Source organism: Leeuwenhoekiella sp. H156, from assembly GCF_052218455.1.
Classification (GTDB): Bacteria; Bacteroidota; Bacteroidia; order Flavobacteriales; family Flavobacteriaceae; genus Leeuwenhoekiella; species Leeuwenhoekiella parthenopeia.
The window spans coordinates 930,415-944,250 of record NZ_CP197499.1; the positions used below are offsets into that span (position 1 = coordinate 930,415).

A 13,836-nucleotide genomic window follows, 5' to 3' on the forward strand; every position below is an offset into this window, starting at 1 on the left:
TGATTTAAACTAAATCTTCCCCGAATTGTTCAGCCACTGCAGCTCGCATCAATTTTACGTCCTGCTCTTTGGCTTTTGGCATAATCACCAAAACATCCTTACTGTCTACAATTATATAATCTTCAAGGCCTTCAACAACTACGATCTTTCCTTTATCAGAACGAATCAGGTTACCGCGAACATCTTTTTTGATGCAACGGGCATTGACCACTACATTTTCAGCCTCATCTTTTTCCAGATTGTCGTAAAGTGCACCCCAGGCTCCCAGATCGCTCCAGTCAAAAGTTGCCGGGATTACGCCCACATTTTTACTCTTTTCAAGAATACCGTAGTCGATACTTATGTTTTCGGCCTTTGCATAATTTTCTGCGATAAAATCGGCTTCCGCATCGGTATTCAGAGCCTCATAACCCGAATTAAACAGCGCATACATCTCAGGCAGGTATTTTTCAAAAGCCTGAATAATCGCTTTAGCGCTCCAAATGAAAATTCCGGCATTCCATGAGTAATTTCCTTCTGCCAAAAACTGCTTTGCCGTCTCATAATCGGGCTTTTCCTTAAAAGCCTGTACTTTTTTTACTTCCGAATCGCCTGAAGTATATTGAATATAACCATATCCCGTATGCGGAAAAGTAGGCTGAATTCCTAAAGTCACAAGAAGCAATTCATCGGCAGTATCCTGCTCGCAAGCTTTAAATCCGGTCTCCAGATCATTAAGAAAGGAGTTCTCATCCTCAATCCAGTGGTCACTGGGCGCAACGATAATCACTGCATCGGGATTATTTTTGTAAATCTTAAGTGCGGCCAAAAGAATACAGGGTGCGGTGTTACGCATAGCCGGCTCCAAAACAATATTTTGATCCTTTACCTTGGGTAATTGCTCATTGACCAGAGCTTTGTATTTTTCATTGGTGAGTACCAAAACATTATCTGCAGGTACCGTTTGAGACAATCTCCCAAACGTACGCTCAATGAGGGTTTCCCCGGCACCTAAAATGTCGTGGAATTGCTTTGGATAATTGGCTTTACTCAAAGGCCAAAAGCGGGAACCTACTCCCCCGGCCATAATTATTGCGTAATAATTGTCGTTTTTAGTCATGTGCTTATTTTAAAAGTTCGACCTCTGCATTAGGCTGAAACAAATAAATTTTTCCCGTTTCGGTTTCTTTGCATTCATACCGCTTTACAACACGGTTGCCTTTTTGAAAAATCTTACCGTTATAAATCTTAAAAAAACTTCCCTGAGGAATTTCAAATATATAGTTTTTATCACTAGGCGGATCAAATTCTTTAAGCGCCAAAGACAAACGAGCATCAGTATCACTGCTCGCTTTGGGGTTTTTAAAGTGATTTGCGATAAGCGGCAAAAGTTGCTTCGGAAAGATCTCAGGCCTTATAAATGGAAGCATAAGCTTTTGAAAAGTAAATTTCCATTCGTTACCATGCGGCTTGATGCGACTGCCAAATTTCTTAAAAGCCACCAGATGCGCGATCTCGTGTATGAGCGTAATAAGAAACCGATACTTATTAAGATTGGAGTTTACAGTAATCTGATGACCCCCACCCGGCATTTTGCGATAATCGCCATGGCGGGTTACCCGCTCATTTACAATTTTGAGGTGCACCCCAAAGCTTTTGATCAGCTCAAAGACCGGATCAACCGCCTGCTCAGGTATGTATCGCGCCAAAATTGTTTTCATCAGGGTGTAGAAGCCGAAACCTGTAAAACCTTACCGTTGTAGAATTTATGTGCAGTTAGGGCAAAATTTGCAATATATGCTGCCATTTCATCGGGTTGAAGAGGCGCCTGATATCCCGGAAACGCTTCTTCAAGCATTTCGGTTTGAACCGCTCCAAGTGCCAATACGTTAAAAGCGATACCCTGTTCTTTGTATTCTTCAGCCAGTAATTCGCTGAGGGTAATTACCGCCCCTTTACTCGAACTATACGCGGCCAGCCCCGGAAACTTGGCACTCCCCTGAACACCACCCATGCTGCTTATGGTAAGCACGTGCGAACCGGCATTCATAAAAGGCAATACCGCCTGTGTCAATTGAGCAACGCCAAAAACATTTACTTCGTATACCTTTTGGAAATCAGCTGCGCTGAGCTTTTCAAAAGGTTTATTCACCAAAGCCCCGGCATTGTGGATCAGCGCATCAACAGTTTGCCATTCTTTTTCAATAAATGTTGCCACCTTACTTAAATCTTCCTCAGAAGATAAATCGAATGACAAAGCCGTAACATTGTTAAGTTTAAGATCAATACAAGGTTTTTCATTTCGCGAAAGCGCTAAAACCTGATGCCCCTGTTCTGCCAATTGTTTTACCAGCTCGATACCTATGCCACGGCTGGTTCCTGTAACTATAATACGTTTACTCATTCCAGATGATTTCCTGATTTGGGGTTGTTAAAATTCCCTCAAGACCGGGAATTAATTGATTGGCTACGTTAGCCATATGCTCATAATTCATTAGGGAAGCTTCATCCCCAACTTTGTGATAATGATCAAAATTGGTGAAGTCAAACGTTGAAACCGTCTGAGCAGGAATTTTAAACGCCTGGTAGAAAGCATAATTATCGCTGCGCTTAAACAGGTTGTATTGTTTGGCCTGTGGCAAGAATCCCAAGACCTTTGCTCCCGCATAGGCATTGAATTGATCTGCCATATTGCTGTTTTCATAACCCGTAAGATACAGGGTGTAGTCTTTAGCAGCCATAGGCAAACCTACCATCTCAACATTAAACATCACGTAAGGAGTGATCGACGTGCTTTTTAAACGTTCGGCAAGATGCGCAGATCCCAGCAATCCCATTTCTTCCGCAGAAAAAAGTGCAAATAAAATGCTGCGTTTGTTTGTTTTCGCCTTCGCGAAATAACGCGCTAAAGCCATTACCGTAGCAGTACCTGAAGCATTATCATTAGCCCCGTTTGCAATAACATCACCGTTTTCGGCCTGAGCAGTACCAATATGATCGTAATGCGCGCCAATAATGACATACTCCTTTTTGAGTTCAGGGTCTGTGCCTTCTAAAACACCAACCACATTGTAGCCTGATTTTCCTTTGGCATCGAATTTATCACGGTATGAAGTAAAATAGGGTTGCACCCCGGCATCCTGAAAGGTTTTGATGATGTAGGTGGCGGCCTCGTCAATTTCCGGAGTTCCGGTTTCACGCCCCTTTAAGGCATCTGAAGCTAAAAACTCCACATCTTTTTGAAACGCTTCAGGCGAAATGTATTGCTTAAAATCTTTTGCTTTTGGCAGTTTCTCAGTCGGCTTAAACAGGACTTTTTCAGTCCCATTGTTTGCAGGTACGGTATACCCATTTGAAGCATTCTGGGCTGCGCCCTCGTCAACGGGCTTTACCGGACTCGTACTTCCGCAGGCGATCAAAAGAGCGCTGCAAGCTCCTAAAACTAATTTTCTCATAAGTTTCAATATAAAAAATCCCGCCAATATAGACGGGATTTGCATAGTATAAAAATTACATCAGCATTAAGCCAGCATCAATACCGGATTCTCGATGTAGGTTTTTAAGGTTTGTAAAAACTGTGCTCCGGTCGCACCGTCAATAGTACGGTGGTCACAGGCCATAGATAAGGTCATCGTGTTACCCACTACGATCTGACCGTTTTTAACCACAGGCTTTTCAATAATCGCACCTACAGACAGGATCGCTGAGTTAGGCTGGTTGATGATTGAAGTAAAGTTTGTGATTCCAAACATTCCCAGGTTAGAAATGGTAAAGGTACTACCCTGCATTTCTTCGGGTTTGAGTTTCTTGTTACGGGCTTTACCGGCAAGTTCCTTAACCTCAGCATTGATTTGCTGTAATGATTTCTCATTTGCAAATTCAACCACAGGCACAACTAATCCATCCGGTACGGCAACAGCCACCCCGATGTGTACATGGTGATTGAGACGCATCTTGTCGTCAAACCACTGTGAATTTACCTGTGGATGTTGTTTCAAAGCAATTGCAACTGCCTTGATAATCATATCGTTAAACGAAACTTTAGTATCGGGAAGTTGATTATACTGACTGCGGAAAGCAATCATATTTTCCATATCAAACTCCACGTTCAGATAGTAATGCGGTGCCGTAAATTTAGATTTACCTAAAGACTTGGCGATCGCCTTACGCATCTGAGAGTTGTTTACATCCTCATAGCTTTCTTCACCGGTCGCAACAAATTGCTGTACGCCCCCACCTGAAGCTGCAGGAGTATAATTCTCAATATCTTTGCGCACCACGCGGCCATTCTCACCACTACCTGAAACTTTGGCCAGGTCAATGCCTTTTTCTTCTGCTAATTTTTTAGCCAAAGGCGAAGCAAAAATACGTCCGTCGCTTGAAGAAGTATTCGTCGAAGCCGGCTTGCTTTCCTGCTTTTTAGGCTCTTCTTTTTGTTTAGGCTCTTCCTTTTTAGGTTCCGCTTTTGCCGATTTTTCTTCTTTCTTAGGAGCTTCTTCTTTTTTAGCAGCCTGCTTTTTAGAACCGCCAGATTTAGCACCATCGATCACTCCGGAAACATCAGTTCCCTCAGGACCAATGATGGCCAAAAGCGAATCTACTTTTGCAGTCTCGCCTTCCTGAATACCAATATGAAGTAAGGTTCCCTTATAGAACGACTCAAACTCCATCGTAGCCTTATCAGTCTCGATCTCGGCAAGGATATCTCCTTCTTCTATTTTATCCCCTTCTTTTTTCAACCATGAAGCTACAGTACCTTCTTCCATGGTGTCGCTTAAACGGGGCATAGTAACCACCTCAACACCTTCCGGCACTTCTGAGCTACTGCCAGAGTCCTCTGCAGCATCGTCATCTGAATCTTCGGAAGAATCATCAGAATCCTCTTCTTTCTCTTCAGCGTCAGCATCATCGTCGGTATCTTCTGATTTTTCATCATCAGAACCCGAGTCTGCACTTCCGTCAAGAAGACCCGAAATATCTTCACCCTCGTCGCCAATAATGGCAAGCAGGGCATCAACCTTTGCGGTTTCTCCTTCCTGTATTCCTATGTGTAAAAGTGTTCCTTCGTAGAAAGACTCAAATTCCATCGTGGCTTTGTCTGTCTCAATCTCTGCAAGGATATCACCTTCTTCTACTTTATCTCCTTTTTTCTTTAGCCAGGATGCAACGGTTCCTTCTTCCATTGTATCGCTAAGGCGGGGCATCTTAATTACTTCTGCCATGATTTATTCAGGTTTATGTGCTAAAAATGGATAGTCTTCCTGCTCGTAAACCACATCGTACATGATGTTAGTTTCAGGGAAATCGCTCTCTTCAGCAAATTTTTCGCATTCGGCAACACGTTTCTTAACGCGCTTGTCAATCGCTTTCAATTCTTCTTCGGTAGCATATTTTTTCTCTAACAAAATATCTTTAACCTGAGTAATCGGGTCAATTTTTTGATATTCTGCCACCTCTTCTTTAGTTCGGTATTTTTGAGCATCACTCATCGAGTGACCTCTGTATCGATACGTTTTTAATTCTAGGAATGTAGGACCGTCTCCTCGTCGTGCACGGGCTATGGCTTCATCAAAAGCTTCAGCAACCGCTACCGGATTCATCGCATCAACAGGACCGCACGGCATCTCATAACCTAAGCCCAGTTTCCAGATATCCTCGTGGTTTGCAGTACGCTTTACCGAAGTCCCCATCGCATAACCGTTGTTCTCAACGCAGAAAACCACCGGAAGCTTCCAGTTCATCGCCATATTAAAGGTCTCGTGAAGCGAACCCTGACGTGCAGCACCGTCACCAAAAAAGGTAAGGGTCACGCCGTCTCGTTTAAAATATTTATCTCCAAAAGCAAGACCGGCACCCAGTGGGATCTGCCCACCTACAATACCGTGACCGCCATAAAAACGATGCTCTTTTGAGAAAATGTGCATAGAACCACCCAATCCCATAGAAGTTCCGGTTTTTTTGCCGTACAATTCTGCCATAACGCGTCTGGGATCTTCTCCCATACCTATAGGCTGCACGTGGTTACGGTATGCCGTAATCATTTTATCTTTGGTAAGATCCATCGCATGCAGTGCTCCTGCCAGTATCGCTTCCTGACCGTTGTACAGATGCAGGAATCCACGTACCTTTTGCTGAATATAGACTTGTGCTAACTTATCTTCAAACTTGCGCCAGAAGGACATCTCCTCATACCAATTCAGGTATACTTCTTTTGTGATTTCTTTCATTAATAATGGGTTTATCGATACCTCCGCTGTTTAAAACAACGAAGCACAAAAATAGTATATTCAAAAGGAAGTGAGAAAGCCTTTCACTGAAAAAATAACCCGAAGCAATGCCCGGGCAGGCTTTGAGACAAATTGGGCAAAAAGATTGTTTTATTGCAGATTTATAAGAATTTCTGCGTAAAAAGCAACGGAAGTAAATTTTCTACAGAATCACTCTTTAAAATAGCCCCGCTACCACCTCTAAAATAGACGGCAATAGGCTTTTCCTGCTTCACTTCATACTCGGCAAGTGCCTGTCTGCAAGCTCCGCAAGGCGGAATAGGAACCGGGGTATCTTTAGATTTGGCTTTCGCCGAAATAGCCATCATCAGGATTTCCACATCGGGATAGTTTGCACCTGCATAATATACTGCAGTACGCTCTGCACATAAGCCTGAGGGATAGGCCGCGTTTTCCTGATTATTCCCTTTGATGATTTCACCATTAGCAAGCAAAAGCGCCGCACCCACATGAAAATTAGAATAGGGTGCATAAGCCGATTCGCGCGCTTCTACAGCAGCCTTAAAAAGGTTTTGTACCTGATCGGGAAGCTCTTCGAGTTGCTCGAAACGCTCCAGACTGAGTTCTATTTTAAATGATTTTCCCAAAATTAGTATTCGGTATATTCTTCGCCGAAGCTAAACGTTAGCCCTAGACGCAGCGTGTTTTCCAGGGGATTTCGCACCTGAGATGTAGAGAATAAATAGGAGACATCAACATCTATGGAGGTATATTTAAATCCAAGCCCCAGCGTCCCAAACTTACGGGCACCCTTTAAATCACTTTCATTAAAATACCCCATTCTAAAAGCAAACACATCGTCATATTTATACTCTGCCCCTAAAGACCAGGTAACTTCTTTTAATTCTTCACTAAAGCCATTTGGCGCATCGCCAAAAGACTGAAACATACCTTCCAGAAAACCTATAGCCTGATATTCCTCTGCATCTGTACCATCAATAACTCCGTCGTTATTAAAATCCTGCGGAGAAGGAACTAATAGTTTATTAAACTCAAGTCCTACCCCAATCACATTATAAGGATCCAGAATAAAATCAAAACCGCCTCCAAGTCTCAGATTAGTAGGCAAAAAGTTTTCCTGACCTGCCTCATCGTATTTTATTTTGGGGCCTATGTTTGAAATATTGAAACCACCCCGCCAGCGCCCGTCAAAGTCGTTGTAGGTGATTTGTTCAGACTGATAAAATCCCGCTATATCGACACCAATAGATCCCGCTGCACTGGCATCTTCATCACTTACCTGAAGTTTTAAATCACTGCGTAAATACCTTCCGGTAACAGACATGGCAAAGCGATCACCAAGACGAAGCGCGTAGGAGACGTCAAGGGTAAATTCATTCGGACTTAAAATAAGCGGATTATTTAATTCTTCGGGTGATGGGTTTGAACTTTGAACAGACTCTATATCACCCAGCCCAAAATACCTGAAACTACCCGCAAAGGCACTGCGGTCATTAATACGATTGTAATAAGTGATTTGCCCTAAAAAAATATCATCTACAATTTGATTGAGATACGGAGTATAGCTAAATCCCACACCCTGCTGGCGCTCAATAAAAGCATATTTAGCAGGATTCCATTGCTGGGAATAGGCATCAGCTCGGGTCGCTACACCCTGATCTCCCAAACCTGCGGCCCTGGCGTCTGCCGCAATAGCCAAAAAAGGAACACCCGTAGTGATGGGTCTACCTTCTACCTCCTGAGCAAACACCGATACCTGTAACGTGGAAAAAAAACCTAGCGCGAGTAAAAATTTATTCATTTAATAAGGCGTGTGTTGACAAATATATATTTTAAAGCTTACAGAATGACTAACTTCTCAAACTTTTCAACTTTCTTATTCGTTAACGTCGATTTAACGGTTATCTTATACACATACACCCCTTTTCCTATCTTTTGGCCAAAATCATCCAGACCATCCCAGGTAATTTCGCGTGACAAAAAGCCGGTTGTGGTCACTACCTGATTTATGGTTTTAACAACCTTTCCGGTAACTGTAAAGATTTGCACCTGCACTTCAAGAGGTTCAAAAGGGCGGTTGTGATTAAACCAAAACTCGGTGTAATTCACAAACGGATTGGGATAATTCAAGACGTTTTCAAGCTTAAGTTCCTGATCACCGGCAACCACAAACTGCAAATCTGCGGTTGACGAATTATTGTAGGTATCCCAGGCGATCACCGTTACGGTATGCAAACCCGGCTCCAAATCCCGCAGCGTTCTCAAGGCCTTGCCAATATTGAAATTATCGGTGTCGCTTTCGTAGAAATCATTAAGAATGATCGGGTTTTCCTCATCACCGTCCAGTATGGCTACCAGATCATGACCTATACCGCCTGCCGTATTGATTCCGTTTTCATCTTCCAGTTTCACTAAAAGCGTAGGCGAAGAATTGGTTATCCCGCCATTTACAAAACTTTCGTCATTCATATAAAGTTCAATCAATGGACCCTGATTGTCTTCGGGCGCATTTTCATTCAAGCCTCCTACCAAAATACGCTGATCGGCTCCAGCCTGATCTTCAAAAAAACCGTTCCGCTGGCTGTAAAAATTCACCCTTCCATTACCTAACGGAATAGCAGCGTCTTTGGGCACCACAAACTCCAAATCAAAATTACCATCTGTCACCTTTGCCTGCCCGCGATATAAAATGGGTCCTAATTCTTTAAAATCGAGAATCAACAACTCGCCATTTGAACCTCGTGTACCGTCATTGCCCAAAGTTTGACGCTCTACATATTTATCATAGACCGTGGCCGAAAGCTCCCCTTCATAGCCTGCAATACGCTGCCCCGAAACATCTACTACTTCCCCACTAAGCCTCACTCTACTAAGCGCTTTTAGTGTGTCTACAGGCTGACTGAGCGGCACATCATTAATTGCAGTAAGCCTTACGCTGGGTTTGGCAAAACCCAGTTTCATAGCCGGGTCACCGATAAAGAAAATAACCCTTCGGTTGTCGTCATTGATTTGATTTTTAGTCTCGCGAAGATTTTCGGCCACACTTTTAATGGTATTTGTACCAAAAGAAAATAAATTGCCCGCAAGCTTTTCATTAAATGAGACTCCCAGGCGCACAGAAATTTCACGGGTGGTAGCCACCAGACCTACAGCACCACCATCGGGATTCCAAAACAAACTTTCTCCAGCAGCCTCCCGGTTGGGGTTGTCAAAACGTGTAAATTCACAGGTTACCGTCACGATAACCGGCAAACGATCGCCATTGGTAAGTTGTTCTACATTCTGCCTGGTAAGAATAAATTCTGACGCCAGCGTATTTTCACCCCCATGCCCCAAATAGGCCACCACCAGAGCACCTACCTCAAGAGCATCGGCAATGGCTTTATTCACTTCGGGATAACGGTCGCCCCCGGCAGAAGCCTGCTGCCTGAAGCTGTCGCTGTGTATTTTTTCGACATTAATAAAAGGTTTCTCCTGCTGAATCTGGTCTCCCAACGCATCAATCGTAGATTGAAGTTCCGTGAATTCCCAGGCTACATCCACATCGTCTGAAATGAGTACAAAATTATTGCGCCAGCGCCCTAAAGATTCCCGTTCATCATAACCTATAATCTTGGCAACCACGTCTTCTGCCAGCTGTGGGTTGTCTGCCAAAATACGCCCCACTGCCAAATCCAGGCGATCAAAGCCCCCATTACCTGTGGGACTGTTATCTTCTATCAAACCTTCATCGGGGTCGAGGGAACCGTAAAAATCATCGCTCATATACGACTGTGCAGGCGAAAAGCTTTGATACGTATTAAAAGTAGGAACGATATTGTTATTGTTTGCAATGCGGTCTTTATAATCAAAAGAAGTATCCCCAAACAAACACAGGTATTGCAAACGCGACTGAGATGAAGGCGCATTTTCATAAACATAACGAGCCAGATTGCGTATGGCACCAATATCCTGTTTACCCGAGCTGAACTCGTTATAGATTTCATCAAGAGTTACGACAGCTACATTTAAGCCTCTGAAGCTTCGGTTGTGAGCTGCAAGTTTTTCAGCCTGTGGGCGCAAAGCAGCAGAGGTAATCATCAAATAATCAACCCCGCCATTCGAAAGAATGCTCCCCTTGATATTTTGATTTGCAATCAATGCATTGGCGTTTTCGCGAAGCGGAACAAAAAAATCTTCATTATGAACAGCCAGATACGTACGCGTTTGACCCAATTGCGCTTTAAAGGAAAACTGGTTTGTGTTTTCGGTATTGGAGACTGAAGTAATTGCGCCCCGATTTGTGACATCCCAAATCTGGTCATACTCTGAAGCATTACTTATAGTATATATACCAACTCCCTGCGCATTTTCAGCTGCCCTGTTACGGAATACAAACTGTCCTCCGGTGCCTTCGAGGCGACGGGTTGCCTCAATTGCCACAAAATCGAGATAGCCCTCACTCGAAGGGTTTCCATTATTGGAATAACTTAGCTGCACGGTAACTTCATCTCCCGCAACCGTCAAAGCCGGATCTGACGAACTCAAAAAACTATCATAATCAGTTCCGCGTGCGAGCTGCGACTCGTTAATAGGCAGCAGATTTAGAGATCGTACCGGGTTGCCGTTCAAATTAAGGGAAAATGAGGTTTGAGATTCGGATATCGCAGCGACATAAACCCGAAGCTCAACCGGCTGAGTCACCACCCTGTTGGGAAACGAAAATGTAAAAGCCTGTTCAGCTTCAATATCAAAACGCTCCCCAAACCAGCGCCGGCCCAGATTGAGCAGGTTTTCTTCATCGCGCTCGTGAAACTGATAATCCTGAAAGGTGGTAATCGTTAGATTTGGAGCTGCTTCCGGCTGTTGCATGGGAGCTATACGCTTACCGCCAACACCGTCTGCCGTTATGAAATAATAAGACTTATCATCATACAGGTTGCTGTGCGTTAGACTTTCGGCATTGAATTGTCGTGTGCTTTCGCCATAAAAAAGCACATAATCAGCACTATCAAAGCTGCCATCTTCTTCACCTATTACCTGAATGGCATTTTCTACCGGATCAAAAATCGTGTTATCGCGGTTGCGAAGAGGCAGCATCGCACCGCCATTACCATAAATTTTGAGGTTGCGCGGGTCTAGGTTGTTTACATCCATACCCAGATCTCTCAAAAATTCTTGGGTAATTTTAAAGACACCCGTTGTATCTACATAAAATTTATAAAATCTTCCGGAGGCTAAAACAGAATTTTCAATTCGCGAAGTCCTGATCGCATTACGGTTTGCCGGAGCTCCGGAAAACTCAAGTTCAAAGGATCGCACACGCTTAAAAACTCCGTTTTGATTCACAATAGGATGAAGACTGAATTCTAAAGCCGGCACACCACGGGTCAATGAGGTCCGGTAAAAAAAACGAGGCTCAGCATTCAGGGTATTTACATCTAAATCCCCTAATTGAGCCCGACTCACGATCTCATAATCCACATTTTTTAACTGCATACTGCTTCCCGCGGTATTTCGCAGGCTCAGTTTACGCTTGTAATGCAGACCGGTAAGCGGGTTGTAACTCCAGTAATCCTTGTCAAACCCGGGTATTTCAGCGGGCTTTACTGCCGTACCCGCCTGCACCGGCTGATCCCAATTGATGGTAAAGCGGGTTTGCTGAGCCAAAAGCCACTGGGTAAGCACTAGCAGGACGAATGTCGTTTTAAATTTCAAATTGCCTATTTATTTTCAGTTTGTAAAGCTAATACAACCTATTTGAAAGCCTTTTATACTAAACCGTATTATACTGCGTTAGAGTAACCTAAATAAAAGTAACATATCATCTTGTTATGCGTTGCATAAGTGATTATTTTATTGCAATTTGGGCACGTTAATAGTATATTGCAGTCCCAAATTTTCTTAAAGGTTTTAGAATATGAACAAAAATCTTGTGTTTAGAACGATAGTTTTAAGCTTTTCAACCCTACTTCTGATTGGCTGTAGCAATAATGGCCGGGACTATAAGAACAGTTCCCGCGCCACAGGCTGGAGTATCAATGACAAAAATGGTGGCTTCCAGGCCAATACCGACTACAAAGAACAGGAGGCTGCTCCCGGTTTGATTTTTATCGAAGGTGGTACATTTACCATGGGACGCGTGCAGGATGATGTGATGCATGATTGGAATAACACGCCTACGCAGCAACACGTACAGTCTTTTTATATGGACGAAACTGAGGTTACAAACCTTATGTATCTGGAATATCTTGATTATCTTAAAAAAGTATTCCCTCCCGAAGAAGCTAATTACCGCAATATTTACTACGGTGCATTGCCAGACACTTTAGTTTGGAGAAACCGCCTTGGTTTTAATGAAACGATGACCGAAAACTACCTGCGTCACCCCGCTTATGCCCGCTATCCGGTAGTTGGTGTCAGCTGGATTCAGGCTGTAGAATTTGGAAACTGGAGAACTAACCGATACAATGAATTTGTTCTTGAACAGGAAGGTTACACCCAAAAAGGAGCCAAATACAATGTAGATGCCGAGTCTACTTTTGACACCTATACCTATCTCCAGGCACCCAGTTTAACTTACGGTGGTCAGGATGATGTTATACGTGGTGGTAAAGCTTCTGAGCGTCGCGAAAAAGCAAATACCCCAAAAGCATCTGCTGATAATCCAGGAGGATCTGAAGCTAAAGATATTTATGTGCAAATGAAAGACGGTATCATCTCTACTACCAAATACCGTTTACCTACCGAAGCAGAATGGGAATATGCAGCTTTAGGCCTTGTAGGTCTTAGAGAGTACAACGTTTACCGCGGTAGAAAAAAATACCCATGGGATGGCGCTTATACCCGTTCGGGAGAACGAAAGACTCGCGGAGATCAATTAGCAAACTTCAAGCAGGGTGACGGGGATTATGGCGGTATTGCAGGCTGGTCTGATGACAATGCAGATATTACAGCAGAAATCAAGTCTTATGCTCCTAATGATTTTGGCCTTTATGATATGGCCGGCAACGTTTCTGAATGGGTTGCTGACGTTTACAGACCTATTATAGACGATGAGTTTAACGACTTTAACTACTATAGAGGTAACGTATACACCAAAAATGCTATCAATGAAGACGGCACCGTTAAGGTTCTAACAACCGAAGATATTGTATACGACACGCTTGAAAACGGTAAAATTGTAGCCCGCAATCTTCCGGGAGAGATTCTTCAGGTACCTGTGGATGATAATGAAACCTATTTAAGAACCCAGTTCTCTGACAGTGACAACCGTAACTTTAGAGATGGTGATAAGCAATCTACACGTTACTATCAGAGCTTTTCAGATTCTGACAGCCCTAACGATCGTATGTATGACTCTCCAATCAACAAGATTTCAGCTGGCGAAGATGGTTTGACTAAAGAATACGACAAAGCAAATGACCGAACCACACTTATAGATGACGAGGTACGCGTTTATAAAGGAGGATCCTGGAGAGATCGCGAATACTGGCTAGATCCTGCTCAACGCAGATACCTGCCACAAACGATGGCTACCGATGACATAGGCTTTAGAAACGCAATGTCTCGCGTAGGTTCAAAATCTACCAAAAACAAAACACCACGTAACTAAATTCTATTTATAAAA

At 43.4% G+C, this 13,836-nt stretch carries 10 protein-coding genes; 1 reads left to right on the plus strand and 9 read right to left on the minus strand.

The annotated features are described in order from the left end of the window. Positions 1-4 precede the first annotated feature (4 nt). The 9 genes from ACSSS3_RS03925 to porU form a co-directional block, all read right to left on the minus strand. Positions 5-1,099: a mannose-1-phosphate guanylyltransferase gene (locus ACSSS3_RS03925; protein ID WP_442846507.1), complete on the minus strand. Its 1,095-nt coding sequence runs from the start codon at positions 1,097-1,099 to the stop codon at positions 5-7. 4 nt (positions 1,100-1,103) lie between these two features. After that, positions 1,104-1,700, minus strand: coding sequence for a SprT-like domain-containing protein (locus tag ACSSS3_RS03930; protein ID WP_228229628.1), 597 nt, complete (start codon positions 1,698-1,700; stop codon positions 1,104-1,106). Continuing rightward, a complete protein-coding gene (locus ACSSS3_RS03935) occupies positions 1,700-2,383 on the minus strand; it encodes an SDR family NAD(P)-dependent oxidoreductase (protein ID WP_442846508.1) in 684 nt (227 codons plus the stop codon). The genes ACSSS3_RS03930 and ACSSS3_RS03935 overlap by 1 nt, the downstream gene beginning before the upstream one ends. Beyond that, complete coding sequence (locus ACSSS3_RS03940) at positions 2,376-3,434, minus strand: M28 family metallopeptidase (RefSeq protein ID WP_442846509.1); 1,059 nt, start codon at positions 3,432-3,434, stop codon at positions 2,376-2,378. Before ACSSS3_RS03940 ends, ACSSS3_RS03935 begins: the two co-directional genes overlap by 8 nt. A gap of 66 nt (positions 3,435-3,500) precedes the next feature. Continuing rightward, on the minus strand, positions 3,501-5,201 hold the full coding sequence (locus ACSSS3_RS03945) for a pyruvate dehydrogenase complex dihydrolipoamide acetyltransferase (protein ID WP_442846510.1): 1,701 nt from the start codon (positions 5,199-5,201) through the stop codon (positions 3,501-3,503). Positions 5,202-5,204: 3 nt separating this feature from the next. Then, entirely contained in the window at positions 5,205-6,206 is a 1,002-nt protein-coding gene (pdhA, locus tag ACSSS3_RS03950) for a pyruvate dehydrogenase (acetyl-transferring) E1 component subunit alpha (protein WP_228229632.1), read from the minus strand. Positions 6,207-6,367: 161 nt separating this feature from the next. Further along, on the minus strand, positions 6,368-6,853 hold the full coding sequence (locus ACSSS3_RS03955; RefSeq protein ID WP_228229633.1) for a cytidine deaminase: 486 nt from the start codon (positions 6,851-6,853) through the stop codon (positions 6,368-6,370). A 2-nt stretch (positions 6,854-6,855) separates the two neighbouring features. Further along, positions 6,856-8,028 (minus strand): type IX secretion system outer membrane channel protein PorV, encoded by a 1,173-nt coding sequence (gene porV / locus ACSSS3_RS03960; RefSeq protein WP_442846511.1) that lies wholly within the window; start codon positions 8,026-8,028, stop codon positions 6,856-6,858. 38 nt (positions 8,029-8,066) lie between these two features. After that, positions 8,067-11,924, minus strand: a complete 3,858-nt coding sequence (gene porU / locus ACSSS3_RS03965) for a type IX secretion system sortase PorU (protein ID WP_442846512.1) — start codon at positions 11,922-11,924, stop codon at positions 8,067-8,069. Between the two features lie 202 nt (positions 11,925-12,126). Between porU and gldJ the strand changes: the two genes are divergently transcribed. Then, positions 12,127-13,821, plus strand: a complete 1,695-nt coding sequence (gene gldJ / locus ACSSS3_RS03970) for a gliding motility lipoprotein GldJ (protein WP_228229636.1) — start codon at positions 12,127-12,129, stop codon at positions 13,819-13,821. Positions 13,822-13,836: the final 15 nt, after the last annotated feature.